The sequence below is a fragment of the Deferribacter autotrophicus genome, from assembly GCF_008362905.1.
GTDB classification, from domain to species: Bacteria; Chrysiogenota; Deferribacteres; order Deferribacterales; family Deferribacteraceae; genus Deferribacter; species Deferribacter autotrophicus.
In genome coordinates, this window is record NZ_VFJB01000005.1 from 240641 (window position 1) to 257333 (window position 16693).

The following is a 16693-nucleotide window of genomic DNA, read 5'->3' on the forward strand; positions in this document are numbered from 1 at the left end:
CCGCCGTCCATGGTGGTTTTATGGGGATTTTCAGGGTGTTGCACATGGTGCCAAGATACATCCTGTGAGCTATTTTAGCAGTTATTATTTATTATTTTAAAAGCTGATGTTTATCTTTTGTGCTACACCCTGAACCCGAAAAATGTTTTTCCGTAAACCAGATATTTTAAATTTTTGTAAAAAATGGGGTGATTCCAGATATCTATTTCATTGACTAATAATTGTAACTTCTCTAATATTTTTGTATGAGGATAAATTTATCGTTAAAATGGAAATTGATAATCTTTTATTTTTTCTTGGGTATGTTGCCGTTAATTCTTATTTCGTTCTATTCATCTTACATTGCTTCAAAATCTATTAATAGAATAACAGAAAAGCAGATAAACGAGTTGATTGTGGGGATTTCTAACCAGATAGTTTCAACCTATGACAAAATGAAGGGCGATATTTTCCAAATGGCTGATAATCCAATGATTCAGCTTTCTTTTTTACAGTTTAAATATGGTCAGAGAATGAATATGGTGAGGGATAAATTAGCGTTATATAGGAGTAATAATAAATTTTATGAAAGGATTACACTGTTTACCGGTGATGGTGAACCGGTTTTAACGGTTCCTTCAACTTACAAAAATTTATACGAGCATGTAGACAAACTGTTTTTGCGCGAGGTGTTTAATTATGACTTTTATTTAAAAGAAGATCTGGTGGGTGATAAGTTTTTAGTTATGATTAAAAGAGTATATGATTTTGAAGATAATACTTTGCCTGTGGGGCTGTTGGTTTTTGAAGTTCCCGCCAATAAGGTTTTGGCATATTTTATCAATTTGGATTTAGGTTATAAGGTTTCAAAAGTAGTGGAAAATACAGATGGAAAGATTATTTACAAAACAGCAGATACAAATGAAATAGTGGGTTCAAAAGTTAAAATATATAAAGGTGAAGTTCCTTTTCTAAATTGGGTAATAAAATTGGGAATCCCTGAGAATGTCTTATTTAATGATGTTTATGAACTTCGGAATAAAAGTTTGATATTTTCTATTATTGTCAGTTTCGTCGCTTTTATCGTTGCTCTTTACTTTGTGCAAAGGTTTTTAAAGCCTATTAAAGAAATAATTTATGGCACAGAAAAATTTTCACATGGTGATTTTGACTACGAGATAAAATTGAAAAGCGGTAAAGAATTAAAAATTTTGGCTGAAGCGATTAACAAAATGGCTAAAAGGCTTCAGAAAAGACAAAATGAACTGATACAGGCGAATAAGCTAGCTTCATTGGGGCTTTTGGCTGCCGGAATCGCTCATGAGGTGAAAAATCCATTGGCAGGAATAAGGGCAACTATACAATTGATTTATAAAAGATCCAATGACACAAATGTAAAAAATATGGCTGAAAATGTGATCAGCGAGATAGACAGATTAAATAAAATCGTTGTTGATTTACTTCAGTTTTCAAAGCCTGATGAAATTCATAAGGAGCGTTGTTTATTGGATGAAATTATAGAAAAGTCTATCAATCTTGTAAGAAAAAAAATGGATGAAAAGAGGATTACGATTTTAAAAAGTGTTGAAAACTGTTATGTCATAGCGGATTGTGATCATCTTTTACATATTATTATAAATATTTTATTGAATGCTATATCAGCAGTAGAAGATGAAAAAGGGGAAATAAAAATTATAGGGAGAGTTAGTGGCTCTAAGTATATTTTAGAGATTTGTGATAATGGAATAGGAATTTCTGAGGATAAAATTGAGCATATTTTCGATCCTTTTTTCAGTTTAAAAGAGGATGGTACAGGACTCGGATTATCTATAGTTTACACTCTGATGCAGAAAAATGGTATAAAATATGAGATTAAAAGTAAAAAAGGTGAAGGTACTGTATTAAAATTAATTTTTGAGGATTTTATAAATGAAAAGCATAGCGATAGTTGATGATGAAAAATTATTGGTAAATACATTGAAGGACCTTTTTGAAGATGAAGGTTATATTGTTCATACTTTTGAAAGAGGAAAAGATTTTTTAAGTAGAGTTGATGATTTAGATATTGATATCTTATTACTTGATCTGAAATTACCTGATTGTTTTGGCATTGATCTTTTAAAATATATCAAAACACAAAATATAGATATTGTGACTATTGTCATTACTGCGCATGGTGATGTTTCTTCGGCCATAAATGCCATCAAGTTGGGAGCATACGATTTTGTTTCAAAACCTTTTGACCTTGACGAAATGTTGATGTTGATTAACAGGGCTATTGATGAACAGAAATTAAAAAATGAAGTAAGTGTTTTACGTGAAAGGATTTATGGACATCCGGATGATGTAAGGATAATAGGTGAAAGCGAGCCAATTTTAAAATTACTGGATGAAATAGAAAATGTTGCAAAAACTGACTCTAGTGTTTTGATATACGGGGAAAGTGGTACGGGCAAGGAATTAGTGGCCCAATATATTCATAAAAAGAGTAAACGAGGTAAAGAATCATTTATCGATATTAACTGTGCCACTATCGCAGAAAATTTACTCGAAGTGGAACTCTTTGGTTATGAAAAAGGTGCTTTTACTGATGCTAAAATGAAAAAAATAGGTCTTATAGAGCTGTGCGATGGTGGAACACTTTTTCTAGATGAGATTGCCGAAATGCCTATCTCTTTACAACCCAAACTTTTAAGATTTTTAGAAAATAAGAAGTTTAGAAGGGTTGGGGGTAATAATGATATCCAGGTTGATGTTAGGATTGTTGCCGCCACTAATAGAAATTTAAGTCAATTGGTAGAAGAAGGAGTTTTTAGGAAAGATTTATATTTTAGATTAAATGTTTTTCCCATTTATGTTCCACCATTGCGTGAAAGGGGTAATGATATAATTTTACTTGCGGAGCATTTTTTGAATTATTATTCAAAAAAGTTCGGAAAAAAAGTTTATAATTTCACTAAGGCTGTGAAACAATCTTTTCTTGATTACCATTGGCCCGGTAATGTGAGAGAATTGAAGAACTTAATAGAAAGACTTGTTATATTAACGAAAAAAGAGGTTATTGATATCGAAGATTTGCCCGGCGATATTTTTTCAGTAAAATCGGAAAAAAGAATTAAAGAAAGAATAAAATCTGATAATACCCTGGATCTTGATACCAAAGTGTTATTGTTTGAAAAGGAACTTATTCTTGATGCGTTGATAAAAGCTAAAGGAAATAAGAGTGAAGCTGCAAAGTTGTTAGGTATCAGTAGATATGCTTTATTAAGGAAAATAAAGAAATATGAAGAACTTGGTTTATAAAACTATTTTATTGTTTTTTATATTAAATGGTCTTCTTTTAGCAGAAAAAGTTGCTCTCATTAATTGGAATCGAGACGGTTTGTTTGAGAATGGTTTTAGGAATGAAATATTGGATAACTTTAAAAACATCCGATTTTATTCTTTTAGTTGCAATAAAGATGAGTTTTTGTTGAGAGAGTATATTAAATTTGTCAAAAAACTAGATGTGGATTTGATTTATGCGGTGGGTTTTCCTGTAGTGAAAACAATTTCTGAAAATTTTTTTTATACGCCAGTTGTTTTTGTAATGCATCATGATCCTGTAGAAGCAGGCATTGTTGCATCCTATAAAAGTAGTGAAAACAATTTAACTGGTGTGGTAGCAAAAATTCCCATTTTGCAACAATTAAAAACGGTGAAAAAAATTGTTGATTTCAGAAAAGTTGGGATTATTGAAAACAAAGGTGATTTTGAATATAGGCTATCACTAAAAGAATTAACTAGATTAGAAAAGTTTTTTAATTTTAAAACAGTTGTATTAAGAGATAATGAAAATACGGAGAATATATTTCAATCAGAAAGATTAGATATACTTTATATTTTTAAATCTCAAAAGATAAACAAGTCCTTGATTGATCTTGCTAATAGTTTTGGAATATTAACGCTTGCTGCAGATTCAGATGTTGTTAAAAATAAAGGAGCTTTGATTTCATTGGTAGTTGATGAATACAGGGTTGGGCGTTTGGCCGGTAAAAAAGCTGTTGAGATACTTAATGGTAAAAGAACGTCAAAAATACCAATTACTACAATTGAACATTTTATGTTGGTAATTAATATGAAAACTGCTAAAAAGATCAATGTTGATATACCTTTATCGTTGTTGATTATGACTGATAAAATAATTAAGTAAATGTAAATATATGTGTTCGCTATCCGCACACTGTTAATTATCTGAACATGTGTAATTTTAAAAAACCTTTTGTTTTCTGGATTCCATAAATGGCATAAGCTTTGCATTGTAATTCCTGAATAAATTCAGGAGGTAGTGTATGTATAAAAAGTTTTTGAGTATGTTTTTAGCTGTGATGTTTTTCGTAACTTTAGGTATTTCAGAATCAAAGGCAAGTGACAAAAATCTAATTATTGCAACTGCAACAACCGGTGGAACTTACTATCCTGTTGGTGTTGCTATAGGTACTCTTATTAGTATTAAATTAGCTAAAAAGTACAAAATTACTGCTACTGCAATCAATTCGGCTGGTTCTGGAGAAAATATCCAGATGCTTAAAAACAAAGAAGCAGACCTTGCGATTCTTCAGGCGCTCTTTGGTGCTATGGCTTATAACGGTAAAGGGCTTTATGAAGGAAAACCAGTTAAAGATTTCAGATCAGTAACAATGTTGTGGTTAAATGTTGAGCATTTTACATTACTTAAAAAATATGCGAAAACTGGAAATATTATGGATTTGAAAGGGTTGGGCAAAAAGTTTTCAATCGGCAAAAGAGGAAGTGGAACTGAAGGATCTGGTCGTACAATTCTTGGTGCTCTTGGTATAGAAATAGGTAAAGATATTATACCTGAGTTTCTTGGTTACAACCCATCAGCTCAAGCTATGATGGATGGAAGAATTGTTGGTATGAATACACCTGCAGGGCCTCCTGTATCAGCTGTAACACAGCTTTTTGCTCAATTAGGTGCTAAGAAAGTTGTTATTTTAGAATTTACTGATGAGCAACTTGAAAAAATTAGAAAAGTCTATCCTATCTGGAATAGATATATTATTAAAAAAGGCACCTACCCAGGTTTGAAAAAGGATGTAAGAACAATAGCTCAGCCAAACTTTCTTGCTGTAAGACCAGATCTTCCTGAAGAGACTGTATATCTTATTACTAAAACAATTTATGAAAATTTACCATTTTTAAACAACATTCACAAAGCTACTAAAGCTATGAGTCTTGATAAAGCTATTGATGGTTTACCAGTTCCTTTACATCCAGGTGCTGCTAAATATTACAAGGAAAAAGGTATTAAGATTCCTGCAGCATTACTTTCCAAATAAATTTAGGCTAATTAGTTAATTATAAAATGGTGGCGTTACGCCACCATTTTTGTTTTAGGAGGCTTTTATGTCTATTGAGAATAAAAAGACACAAGAAGATGTAAGTGGAGAAGTTATAACAGTTCAACGAGAATTAGGGGATACACTAAAAAAGATTGTTTATGTGGTTGGTATCCTGACATCTCTTTTTCATTTGTGGGTTAATACCATCGGTATTATGCCAGAAATTCAAAGAAATGCTGTGCATTATGGTTTACTTTTATTTTTGGGCTATTTATTATATCCATTATCAAAAAAGAATCCTGAAAAAACATTAACTATCGATTTTATATTTGCTGTTTTATCATTTTTGGTGGGATTATATCTGGTTTTATTTGAAAATGCATTGCATGCAAGAAATGAAGTTCCGATTTTACCAGATTTAATCGCAGCAGCTATTGCTATAATTTTACTGTTAGAGATTACAAGAAGAACATCCGGTTTAATAATTCCTTTCCTTGCATTTTTCTTTTTAGGATATGCTCTTTATTTTGGTAAATTTTTCTCAGGATTATGGAATTTCCCTGGTGTGAATATTCAAAGACTTTTATATAGAATGTATTTTGCTCCAGATGGGATATTTGGAACCATTGCAACGATTTCATCCACGTTTGTTTTTCTGTTTGTACTTTTTGGAGCGTTTTTAATTAAATCAGGTGCTGGTGATTTTATCATAAAACTTGCAGTAGCACTTATGGGTAGGACGATAGGTGGACCAGCCAAAATGGCCGTGTTTGCAAGCGGATTGATGGGAAGTGTTTCTGGTAGTGCTGTGGCGAATACCGTTGGTACTGGATCCATCACCATACCTATGATGAAAAAAACTGGTTTTTCTCCAAAATTTGCTGCAGCTGTGGAAGCAGCTGCATCCACAGGTGGACAGCTTATGCCACCGATTATGGGAGCCGGTGCATTCATTATGAGCCAGTGGACACAAATCCCTTATTTGAAAATAGTGGGTGTTTCCTTTATCCCGGCCATTATGTACTTTTTGACTGTTGCTTTTTTTGTCCATCTTCGTGCTAAGAAAATAGGATTGAAACCACTACCAAAAGAGGAAATTCCTAAATTTAGTGAAGTATTGAAGGAAGGCTGGCAATTTTTTATACCGATTATAGTACTTATGGGATTTTTGATGTATGGCTATACACCTACTTTTTCTGCATGTGCAGGGATTGCTGCTATTGTGGTTTCAAGCTGGTTTAATAAAAAAACACGAATGGGCTTAAAAGATATTCTTGATGCTCTGGCTCTTGGTGCTAAAAATATGGTTACAACGGGAGTTATACTCCTTTGCTCTGGTATTGTGATAGGTATTGTTCTACTTGTGGGTATGGGGATTAAATTTTCTATGTTGATTCAAGCAATATCCGGTGGAAGCTTGTTGTTAACTATAGTGTTAATTGCATTGGCGTCATTAATTCTTGGTATGGGATTACCGGTTACTGCTTCATATATAGTGTTGGCTGTTCTTGCTGCTCCTGCTATGACGATGCTTGGAGCTAGCTTAATTGCTGCACACATGGTGATTTTCTGGTATTCGCAGGATGCAAATGTAACTCCACCTGTGTGTCTTGCTGCCTATTCTGCATCGGGGATTGCAGGGAGTAAACCCCTTGAGACAGGTTTTGAAGCTTGGAAACTTGCAAAGGGACTTTATATTATACCTTTACTGTTTGTTTATACTCCAATACTTTTTGAAGGAAGTATTTTAGCAGTGGCTGAAACCGTAATTACTGCAACATTGGGGTTATATTCATTTGCAGTATTTTTCGAAGGATTTCAGTTGAGAAGTCTCAATATTATTGAAAGAATTTTATTTGGTGTTGTGGCATTTTTACTTCTTTATCCCAAGCAATACTTGCATGCTGCTGGGGTAATACTTTTTATTGCATTGATTATTATTCAAAAATTAAGTAGTTCTCACTGAAATAGTGAGAACTACTTATTAAATAAATTTTTATCATTTTAATAGTTTTTAAATTATTTTTTTAGCAAATAGTTAAAGAAGAATGATCCTCTTCTGAAAACATAAAATAAGGTAATATTATAATTTTCATCCCCCAGTTTTTTGTAATAAAGTATTCAAAAACTGGGGGAATTTTTATGATAAAACAAATATAAATCATTTATTATAAATTAGTTGCCACTTTTTCAGTGGCAAAAAATTATCCAAAAACTGGTGGAATTTTTATAGTAATATTGGTATAAATAAAATATTATAAATTAGTTGCCACTTTTTCAGTGGCAACTAATTTAGGGGCATGCTTATGCCCCTTAATATTTGGAGTGATGATATGAAAGTGGGGGTAGTGCAATTAAGAATCGAAGAGAATATTGAAAAAAACATTCAGAAAGTAAATGATTTAACCTTGAATTATAAAGATACTGTTTTTTTACTTCCCGAACTTTTTACTACTGGTTTCAATTATGAGTTAATTCAGACGCTTGATGAGTCTCATATAAAACTTCTAAATTCTTTAAATGAAAACAATACTTTTATGGGTTCTATAGTAAGAAAGAAAGAGGATGGATTTTATAATTCCTTTTTTATTAAGTACAAAAGTGGTATTTATTTTATATATGATAAAGTAAATCTTTTTCCATTGATGGATGAGGATAAATATTTTAATCCCGGTGAGGGATATTATACTTTTGAAATGAGTAATGCAAAGGCAGGGTGTGCCATTTGTTTTGATTTGAGGTTTTGTGAAATATTTGTTCAACTAAGAAAAAGTGGTGCTAAAATTGTTTTTTTACCTGCTGAATGGCCGAAAAAAAGAGTGGAGCATTTTAAGGTTTTATGCAGGGCAAGGGCCATCGAGAATCAATATTATTTTGTGGCTTGTAATTCCGTTGGTAATACTTGGGGTGAAAAATTTGGTGGAAATTCCATGATAATTGACCCTTGGGGGAATATTTTAAAATCAGCAGATGATAAAGAAGATACGGTAATGGTTGATGAAATTGATTTTAGCTTGGTTGATGAAGTGAGAAATACGATTCCAATGAGGTGTTAATTTATGAGAACTACTAAAATCCTTGTATGTGGAATGGGCGAGATTGAGTTTGGTGCTCTTTGCAAAATGTGCGAAAAAGAAAAATTTGATGAACCGGTTATAGTTTTTGAGGGGCATAAGGATTTACTTGTGAAAGACTTACTCAAGTTTCAGCCGGATGTTGAAAATAAAAAGGCGACTAAAGAGCGAATGATTCTTTTTAATGATATGCCTCAGCAGGAGATTATAAGATTTATTGAAACATATAAAAAGTATGGTTTTCCAAAACCTCTTTTTTGTGTGGTAACTGAACACAATGTTGAATGGAGTATTGAATATTTACTGAGCCATCTCGTGAAAGAGCGTGAAGAGGTGGAAAGGTATCATCGCATGAGACAAAAAAGATAGTAGGTTGAGGCTTAGGTTAAGGTTAAGGGTTTTACGATTTACGTTTTACGAGTTATGTTTCCAGTTTTCTTTTTCAATAATATCCCTACCGATATATCATCTCTCGATTTACTTAAGGATGAACTACTTATTATTTATCTTTACAAAATTTTGATTTTAATGTGGTTGCATATTTTTATTTTTTGGGTTAAAAATTACTTAACCATTAGAAGCTGGAGGTAGTGATGAAAAAAATTTATTTAGACACTAAAGAGTTGCCAAAACAGTGGTATAATATTTTGGCTGATTTACCATCGCCGATGGATCCACCTTTGAGTCCTTTTACTAATAAACCTGTTACATTTGATGAAATGAAAGCTATTTTTCCTGAAAGCCTTATTGAGCAAGAAATGAGTGATAAACGCTGGATAGATATTCCTGAAGAAATTCTTGAAATTTTATCATTATGGAGACCGACTCCATTGATAAGAGCTGAAAGGTTGGAAAAACATCTTGGTACACCAGCGAAAATTTATTTTAAATATGAAGGTGTTTCACCTGCCGGAAGTCATAAGCCAAATACTGCTGTTGCTCAGGCTTATTATAACAAAAAAGAAGGTATTAAAAGATTAACCACTGAGACAGGGGCAGGGCAGTGGGGCAGTGCGTTGGCATTTGCAACAAAAATGTTTAATATGGAATGCCGAGTTTACATGGTGAAGGTAAGTTTTTATCAGAAGCCTTATAGAAAGTCTTTTATGAGAATGTTTGGAGCTGAAGTGATTCCAAGCCCATCTGAGTTTACAAATAGCGGAAGAGCAATATTGGAAAAAAATCCTGATTCTAATGGTAGTCTTGGCATAGCTATAAGTGAGGCTGTGGAAGAGGCTGCCGGAAGAAATGATACTAATTATGCGTTGGGCAGTGTTTTAAATCATGTGTTATTACACCAGACTGTTATTGGGTTAGAAGCTAAAAAGCAGCTTGAAATGGTGGGGGATTATCCTGATAAAATATTTGCATCTTGTGGCGGTGGTTCCAATTTTGGCGGTATTGCCTTTCCTTTTTTAGCTGATAAATTTAACGGTAAAGATGTGGAAGCGGTTGCTGTAGAACCTGCAAGTTGTCCTACATTGACAAAAGGTGTTTATGCATATGATTATGGTGATGTGGCTAAGCTTACTCCAATCATGCCGATGTTTACATTAGGGCATGACTTTGAACCTCCAGCTATCCATGCAGGTGGATTGAGGTATCATGGTGATTCACCTATTGTAAGTAAGCTATATAAAGATGGATTAATTTCTGCTGAAGCTGTGAAACAGTTAGAAGTTTTTCAATACGGGATATTATTTGCTCAGACAGAAGGGATAGTGCCTGCTCCGGAATCTGCCCATGCCATAGCTGCTACGGTTAAAGAGGCACTAAGATGTAAAGAAACAGGTGAAGAAAAAACATTACTTTTCTGTTTAAGTGGTCACGGATTTTTTGATATGGCATCTTATGATGCATATTTTGATGGCAAATTAGTGGATTATGAATATCCTGAAGAAATGATTAAAGAATCTTTGAAAAACTTACCAAAGGTATAAAAAACCGGAGCTTTTGCTCCGGTTTTTTTTATTAGAATTTTACTTCTACTTCACTTTCCCAAAGACCGTGGATATTGCAGTAACTTACGGCAATAAATTTACCTGGTTCATTCAGTTTAACTTTAAAAAGAGCTGATGGTTCAGTATATGCTGGACCTTGGTTTGCACCTTTTGTTGATTCTCCGTGAGCAGTGAATTCTGCTCTACCTATATTGTGAACATTTCCACTTTCAGGTTTAAAGTAAAGTGCTATCCAACCAATGTAGTGCTCTGTGGTATTAGGATGAGCGATTTCTTTTCCAACAGATACATTAACAAGGAACTCTTTTCCTGCTTCAATTTTTTCAGGTAATTCAATTACAGGTACATGTTTTTCGCTTTTAAAATCTGCACTTTTTACAAATTCTCCAATTGCCATAAATGACCTCCTTCAAAAGTTTCTTTTGCATTATAGCACAAAAACGATCTCTTTTCATACTTATTATTTAGAATAAATCTAAATTTGTCAAGTTAAAATTATACAAAATTTGTCTTAATTTGACTTCCTGAAAATTCTGTTTAATCGAAAAGGGTATATAAAGGGTATTAGGGGTTGTAGGGAAATAGAAAAAGTACAATGTTCAATGATTAAAATAGGTTAGGGGTTAGGATGAGATTAAATAGGGGTAGTATGGGTTGTAAAGGTAGTAAAGGTTGTAAGGGAAAAAGGGGGGATGAAATATCCCCTTATAACCCCCTACTGCTCATACAATCCTTACAACTATGAAAATAATCCTCCAACTTATAAAAACGGAGGTGATGTTAGAAGCTAAATTATATTGTAAATATGGTTTAAGGCTTCGTATATTTTTTCTGGTTTTTTACCACCAGCTTGAGCTAGTTCAGGTTTGCCACCTCCACTACCACCGGCAATTTTGGCAACTTCTCTAACGATGTCTCCGGCTTTATATTTATTAATTAAATCTTTAGTAACGCCACATATAAAGGTAACTTTTTCTCCACTGACAGAACCTACAAGAATTATACCGCTTTTCAGTTTGGCTTTTGCCATATCTATAAAATTTCTAATGGAATTTATTTCTGTATTGTCCATCCTAATTGTTAATACTTTAATACCGTTAACTTCCTTTACGTTGCTTAAAAGCTCATCAGCTTTGGAAGCATTGAGCTTATCTTTAATTTGATTTAATTCTTTTTGTAAATTTTTATGGCTTTCAATAAGTTCTTCCACTTTTTTAGGTGTTTCGTCTATGGAGGTTTTTAATAAAGAGGCTGTTACCTTTGCAGATTTTATGACATTATTGACAAAACTTAATGCATTTAGAGCCGTTACAGCTTCGATTCTCCTTACACCTGCAGCTACACTTGTCTCATTAATTATTTTGAATAACCCTATATCACCGGTATGCTCAACATGACAACCACCGCAAAGCTCTTTACTAAATTCAGGTATTTCAACTACACGTACTTCTTTATCATATTTTTCGCCAAAAAGAGCCATAGCACCTTCTTTTATAGCTTGTTCTATAGGCTTGATAGATTTTCTCACAGGTTTGTTTGCAATAATTTGTTCGTTGATAATCTGTTCTATCTTTTCGATCTCTTTATCATCTACCGGCGCAAAGTGAGTGAAGTCAAATCTGAGTCTATCAGGTGCTACAAGAGAGCCTGCCTGTCTAACATGATCACCAAGTACTTCCTGTAGAGCCTTGTGTAGTAAATGGGTTGCTGTATGATTTCTTTCGGTATTTTTTCTTAAATCTTCATCAACTTCTGCTGTTACAGTTGTACCAGTTTTTAATGTACCATTTTTTATCACTGCATGATGGACAATCAATGTATCGATTTTTTTACAGTCATAAACTTCAATTTTCAGATTTTCAGCATAAAGGATCCCTTTATCACCTACTTGACCACCGCTTTCTGCATAGAATGGGGTTTTGTCGAGGATTATTTCAACCTTTTCATCTTTTTCTGCAGTTTCTGATACATTGTTGTCTTTTATGATGGCAAGAACTTTTCCGTCAGATTTCAATGTGTCATAACCGATAAATTCACTTTTTATTTCTGAGATAAGTTTCTTATAAACATCGGCAACTTGAATATCACCACTACCTGTCCAGGCCTTTTTAGCTCTTTCCTGCTGTTTTTTCATTTCAGAATCAAAGCCTGTCATATCTAATTTGAATCCGTTATCTTCCATTATATCTTCCAGCAAATCCACAGGGAAACCGTAAGTATCATACAATCTGAATATTTCATTTCCAGGAATTACTTTCTCATCTTTATATTTTTCCAGTAATTCTTCAGTAATGCGAAGTCCTGTTTCAAGGGTTTTATTGAACCTTTCTTCTTCAAACTTTACGATTTTTGAGACATAAGATTTTTTATCAAGCAGCTCGATATACGGATCGCTCATAAAATCCGATACATATTCACACACTTTATAAAAAAATGGTTCTTTAAATCCGAGCATTTTTCCGTGACGCATAGCTCTTCTCATTATTCTTCTCAATACATATCCTCTACCTTCGTTAGAAGGGAGAACACCATCGGAGATTAAAAATGTAGTGGCTCTTGCGTGATCTGCAAGAACTCTCAAAGATGTATCCGTTTCATCGTTTTCACCATATTTTTTGCCGGAAATTTCGGCAGCATATTCAATTACTGGCTTAATAAGATCTGTATCAAAATTACTTTTAACTTTTTGGACAACTGCCGTTACTCTCTCCAATCCCATTCCAGTATCAATACTTGGTTTTGGTAAAGGATTTAAATTTCCATTTTCATCACGATTGTATTGCATAAAAACAAGATTCCACAGTTCAAGATGTCTATCACAATCGCAATAAGGATCACAGTCCGGTCTTCCACAACCTATATCGCTTCCTTGATCTATGAGAATTTCCGAGCAAGGACCACATGGCCCAGTATCACCCATTGACCAAAAATTATCCTTTTCACCCATTCTGTAAATCCTATCTGCAGGCACACCGATTTTTTCGTGCCATATCTTAAAAGCTTCATCATCATCTTTGTAAATAGTGATATAAAGTTTATCTGCCGGAAGTCCCAAAATTTTTGTTAAAAATTCCCAGGCATATTCTATGGCACCTTCTTTGAAATAGTCACCAAAAGAGAAGTTTCCTAGCATTTCAAAGAAAGTGTGATGCCTTGCCGTACGCCCAACATTTTCAAGGTCGTTATGCTTACCACCTGCTCTTACAACTTTTTGACAAGAGCATGCCCTTGTGTAATCCCTTTTTTCTCTGCCAAGAAAAACATCTTTAAATTGGTTCATCCCTGCGTTTGTAAAAAGAAGCGTAGGGTCATTATGTGGCACTAATGATGATGATGGAACAATTGTGTGCCCTTTGCTTTCAAAATATTTTAAAAATTTTTCTCTAATCTCTTTACCTGTCATCTATCTCTCCATTATTTTTTAGTTTTTTCAGATATTCATCCCACTCAATGGGAAGCATGTATTTCTTTTTATTGTTGCATTCTTTGCATGCTGGTACTACGTTCCCTTTTGTACTTTTGCCACCTCTTATAATAGGGACTATGTGGTCCATTGTAAGTTCTTTAGGGTCAACCTTTTTTCCGCAGTAGTGACATATACCTTTTGCAATTTTGTTTTTCCACCACTGCTTTTTACGCAATTGTCTTGCTTTTTCTTTCTCTTTTTTTACGAATTTTTCATCAACTTCAATTATAAAAAAATTGTTGTCCATATTCATTTTTCCGATTATAGTTTAAAACAGTTATATTTCAACAAAAAATCGTGCAGGAGGATGTCATGTCAAAAACAGAGTTTTCAGGCCTGGAAGAACATGGTCTTGTGAATCTTGCGAGGATTCATTGGAATCTTACCACACCTCAATTATATGAAGAAGCTGTAAAAAGGAGAGAAGGGCTAATTGCTCATCTTGGTCCTTTAGTGGTAAGAACTGGTCACCACACAGGAAGATCGCCAAATGATAAGTTTATTGTGGATACTGATGATGTAAGTAAAGATGTTTATTGGAAAGGTGACAATAAAGCAATTAGTGAGGAAAATTTTGAAAGACTCTATCATAGGTTGCAGGCATATTTGCAGAATAAAGAGGTGTATGTTCAAGAATGTTATGCAGGTGCCGATGAGAAACACAGAATAAAAGTAAGAGTTATTACGGAATATGCTTGGCACAATCTTTTTGCTAGGAATATGTTTCTTAGAGAGTTTGATTTGAATATACTTGAGTCTTTTACTCCAGATTTTACTATTATTGATGTACCTAGGTTTCATGCTATTCCTGAGATTGATGGGACAAATTCTGAGACTTTTATCATAATTAATTTTAAGAAACGCCTTGTTTTGATTGGTGGGACAAGTTATGCAGGTGAGATAAAAAAATCTATATTTACAGTTATGAATTATTTACTTCCAAAAGAAAATGTTTTGTCAATGCATTGCTCAGCAAATGTTGGTAGCTCAGATGATGTGGCACTTTTTTTTGGTCTTTCAGGAACCGGAAAAACTACTCTTTCCACTGATCCAAACCGTTATTTGATTGGTGATGATGAGCATGGTTGGAGTGATGAGGGGGTTTTCAATATTGAAGGTGGTTGCTATGCCAAAGTTATAAGGCTTTCAAAGGAAGCTGAGCCTGATATATATGAGTGTACGAGAAAATTTGGTACAATACTTGAAAATGTAACTCTTGATTCTAGAACGAGAAGAGTAAATCTTGATGATGATTCTCTCACGGAAAATACAAGAGCAAGTTATCCTCTTTCACATCTTCCTAGAGTTGTAAAAAATTCAAGAGGTGGACATCCAAAAAATATAATTTTTCTTACTTATGATGCTTTTGGTGTTTTGCCGCCTGTGGCAAAACTTACATTTAATCAAGCAATGTATCACTTTATTTCTGGATACACAGCTAAAGTGGCTGGGACTGAAAGGGGGGTAAAAGAACCTAAAACAACTTTCAGTGCATGTTTTGGTGCACCGTTTATGGTATACCACCCTGCAGTATATGCAAAACTTCTTGGTGAAAAGGTTAAAAAATATAATGTGGACTGCTGGCTTATTAACACAGGTCTTACTGGTGGTCCTTATGGTGTAGGAACAAGATTTAAGATTCAGCATACAAGAAACATTGTCAACTCTATTCTTGATGGAAAATTAAAAAATGTTGATTTTGTAGAGGATGATATTTTTGGATTTTTAGTTCCAAAAAATGCTCCTGATGTGCCTGAAGATGTTTTGAATCCAAGGTTAGCTTGGAGTGATAAAAATGCTTATGACGAGACTAAGAAAAGACTTGCACGGGAATTTGTGGAAAATATAAAGAAATTTGAAGATGATATTGATGAAGAGATTTTAAAAGGAGCACCAAAACTAGTTGATTAATAAAAGGCGGCTCTACACAGCCGCCTTTTTTATTTTTGAACTTAAATCTTTTTATTTTTTCGTATATACTGATAGATTATGAGAAAAACGTTTTTAATTTTTTTAATTGTTTCAATTGTTATCCATATGTCCCTATTTTATTTCATAAAAATAAAAAAGCCTGAAATCAAAAAAGAAAAGCCTATTTTTGTGGATATTGTTAAGAAAAAAAAGGATATACCTCAAAAAAATGATAAGAAGAAAAAGAAAATTTTATCTGAAAAGGATAAAATTTTAAAAAAGAAAGGGATAGAGAAAAAAACAGAAAAAATTCCTAAAAAAGATAACAATATTGTAGATAGGAAAAAATTACCTGAAAAGAAGAAAAAGATTGTAATACCTAAGAAGAAAAAGATACCTGAAAAAAGTAAAGAAGTGGTGAAGAAAAAGGAGAAGAAAGGGCTAAATTTAAATAAGCAGAAAACTGTAGAGAAGAAAAAAGAGAAAAAAAGAGAAGAAAAAACGCAGGTATTTGATAAGGGGAAAGATAAAAAATTAACAAAAGACCAGGTTGCCAGTATTTTAAATCCGAAATCCATTATTTCGAAATATGCCGAAAAGAGTGAAGCAGGTTCAAAGGAAGGTGAAGATGATGTAGATGTTAGAATGATGAAGTATAAATATGCTTCTTATTTTAAAAAGTTTGAGAGAAGATTATATCAAGTATGGCATTATCCAAGGAGTTCGGCGGAGAGAGGTGAGGAGGGGACTGTTAAAATTAAGTTTACTATTTTAAAGGATGGTACTATAACAAACATTAGAATATTGCAAAGCAGTGGTTATCCTGCTCTTGACAGGGAGGCAGTTAGAGCTTTGAAAAAGATGAAAGGTATTCCTTTACCAGATTCTTACGGTTTAAAAAGATTGAATGTTACGGGATATTTTGTTTATAGATTAAATTATCTCTTTGTGTATTGA

Annotated in this window: 13 protein-coding genes; 10 read left to right on the forward strand and 3 right to left on the reverse strand. The window is 33.4% G+C overall.

What is annotated here, in order from left to right:
* Positions 1-245 precede the first annotated feature (245 nt).
* The 8 genes from FHQ18_RS07050 to FHQ18_RS07085 all read left to right on the forward strand — a co-directional run bounded on the left by FHQ18_RS07050 (position 246) and on the right by FHQ18_RS07085 (position 10338).
* Positions 246-1931: a sensor histidine kinase gene (locus FHQ18_RS07050; RefSeq protein ID WP_149266464.1), complete on the forward strand. Its 1686-nt coding sequence runs from the start codon at positions 246-248 to the stop codon at positions 1929-1931.
* The gene (locus FHQ18_RS07055; protein ID WP_149266465.1) at positions 1909-3282 is read left to right on the forward strand and encodes a sigma-54-dependent transcriptional regulator; all 1374 of its coding nucleotides are present in this window, start codon (positions 1909-1911) and stop codon (positions 3280-3282) included. Before FHQ18_RS07050 ends, FHQ18_RS07055 begins: the two co-directional genes overlap by 23 nt.
* Positions 3263-4171 carry an ABC transporter substrate-binding protein gene (locus FHQ18_RS07060; protein WP_149266466.1) on the forward strand — a complete coding sequence of 303 codons (909 nt, stop codon included), beginning with the start codon at positions 3263-3265 and terminating at the stop codon, positions 4169-4171. The genes FHQ18_RS07055 and FHQ18_RS07060 overlap by 20 nt, the downstream gene beginning before the upstream one ends.
* A gap of 139 nt (positions 4172-4310) precedes the next feature.
* A complete protein-coding gene (locus tag FHQ18_RS07065; protein ID WP_149266467.1) occupies positions 4311-5321 on the forward strand; it encodes a TAXI family TRAP transporter solute-binding subunit in 1011 nt (336 codons plus the stop codon).
* A gap of 67 nt (positions 5322-5388) precedes the next feature.
* Complete coding sequence (locus FHQ18_RS07070; protein ID WP_149266468.1) at positions 5389-7290, forward strand: TRAP transporter permease; 1902 nt, start codon at positions 5389-5391, stop codon at positions 7288-7290.
* A 340-nt stretch (positions 7291-7630) separates the two neighbouring features.
* Positions 7631-8380, forward strand: a complete 750-nt coding sequence (locus FHQ18_RS07075; protein ID WP_246798680.1) for a nitrilase-related carbon-nitrogen hydrolase — start codon at positions 7631-7633, stop codon at positions 8378-8380.
* A 3-nt stretch (positions 8381-8383) separates the two neighbouring features.
* The gene (locus tag FHQ18_RS07080) at positions 8384-8767 is read left to right on the forward strand and encodes a DUF3783 domain-containing protein (protein WP_149266469.1); all 384 of its coding nucleotides are present in this window, start codon (positions 8384-8386) and stop codon (positions 8765-8767) included.
* 224 nt (positions 8768-8991) lie between these two features.
* Positions 8992-10338, forward strand: coding sequence for a TrpB-like pyridoxal phosphate-dependent enzyme (locus FHQ18_RS07085; protein ID WP_149266470.1), 1347 nt, complete (start codon positions 8992-8994; stop codon positions 10336-10338).
* A 31-nt stretch (positions 10339-10369) separates the two neighbouring features.
* Here the strand turns inward: FHQ18_RS07085 and FHQ18_RS07090 are convergent, their stop codons facing one another.
* The 3 genes from FHQ18_RS07090 to FHQ18_RS07100 form a co-directional block, all read right to left on the reverse strand.
* Positions 10370-10756, reverse strand: coding sequence for a class II SORL domain-containing protein (locus FHQ18_RS07090; protein WP_149266471.1), 387 nt, complete (start codon positions 10754-10756; stop codon positions 10370-10372).
* 390 nt (positions 10757-11146) lie between these two features.
* Positions 11147-13762: an alanine--tRNA ligase gene (alaS, locus tag FHQ18_RS07095; protein ID WP_149266472.1), complete on the reverse strand. Its 2616-nt coding sequence runs from the start codon at positions 13760-13762 to the stop codon at positions 11147-11149.
* Positions 13752-14072, reverse strand: coding sequence for an HNH endonuclease (locus FHQ18_RS07100; RefSeq protein WP_149266583.1), 321 nt, complete (start codon positions 14070-14072; stop codon positions 13752-13754). Before FHQ18_RS07100 ends, alaS begins: the two co-directional genes overlap by 11 nt.
* A gap of 65 nt (positions 14073-14137) precedes the next feature.
* On the opposite strand from FHQ18_RS07100, the gene pckA reads away from it, so the two are divergent.
* On the forward strand, positions 14138-15736 hold the full coding sequence (gene pckA / locus FHQ18_RS07105; RefSeq protein WP_149266473.1) for a phosphoenolpyruvate carboxykinase (ATP): 1599 nt from the start codon (positions 14138-14140) through the stop codon (positions 15734-15736).
* 126 nt (positions 15737-15862) lie between these two features.
* Complete coding sequence (locus tag FHQ18_RS07110) at positions 15863-16693, forward strand: energy transducer TonB (RefSeq protein ID WP_188020367.1); 831 nt, start codon at positions 15863-15865, stop codon at positions 16691-16693.

Coding starts and splice junctions, on each gene's coding strand:
- FHQ18_RS07100 (WP_149266583.1), bottom strand. CDS start 14,072: ATGGACAACAATTTTTTTATAATTGAAGTTGATGAAAAATTCGTAAAA.
- FHQ18_RS07060 (WP_149266466.1), top strand. CDS start 3,263: ATGAAGAACTTGGTTTATAAAACTATTTTATTGTTTTTTATATTAAAT.
- FHQ18_RS07065 (WP_149266467.1), top strand. CDS start 4,311: ATGTATAAAAAGTTTTTGAGTATGTTTTTAGCTGTGATGTTTTTCGTA.
- FHQ18_RS07085 (WP_149266470.1), top strand. CDS start 8,992: ATGAAAAAAATTTATTTAGACACTAAAGAGTTGCCAAAACAGTGGTAT.
- pckA (WP_149266473.1), top strand. CDS start 14,138: ATGTCAAAAACAGAGTTTTCAGGCCTGGAAGAACATGGTCTTGTGAAT.
- alaS (WP_149266472.1), bottom strand. CDS start 13,762: ATGACAGGTAAAGAGATTAGAGAAAAATTTTTAAAATATTTTGAAAGC.
- FHQ18_RS07075 (WP_246798680.1), top strand. CDS start 7,631: ATGCCCCTTAATATTTGGAGTGATGATATGAAAGTGGGGGTAGTGCAA.
- FHQ18_RS07070 (WP_149266468.1), top strand. CDS start 5,389: ATGTCTATTGAGAATAAAAAGACACAAGAAGATGTAAGTGGAGAAGTT.
- FHQ18_RS07050 (WP_149266464.1), top strand. CDS start 246: ATGAGGATAAATTTATCGTTAAAATGGAAATTGATAATCTTTTATTTT.
- FHQ18_RS07090 (WP_149266471.1), bottom strand. CDS start 10,756: ATGGCAATTGGAGAATTTGTAAAAAGTGCAGATTTTAAAAGCGAAAAA.
- FHQ18_RS07110 (WP_188020367.1), top strand. CDS start 15,863: ATGTCCCTATTTTATTTCATAAAAATAAAAAAGCCTGAAATCAAAAAA.
- FHQ18_RS07080 (WP_149266469.1), top strand. CDS start 8,384: ATGAGAACTACTAAAATCCTTGTATGTGGAATGGGCGAGATTGAGTTT.
- FHQ18_RS07055 (WP_149266465.1), top strand. CDS start 1,909: ATGAAAAGCATAGCGATAGTTGATGATGAAAAATTATTGGTAAATACA.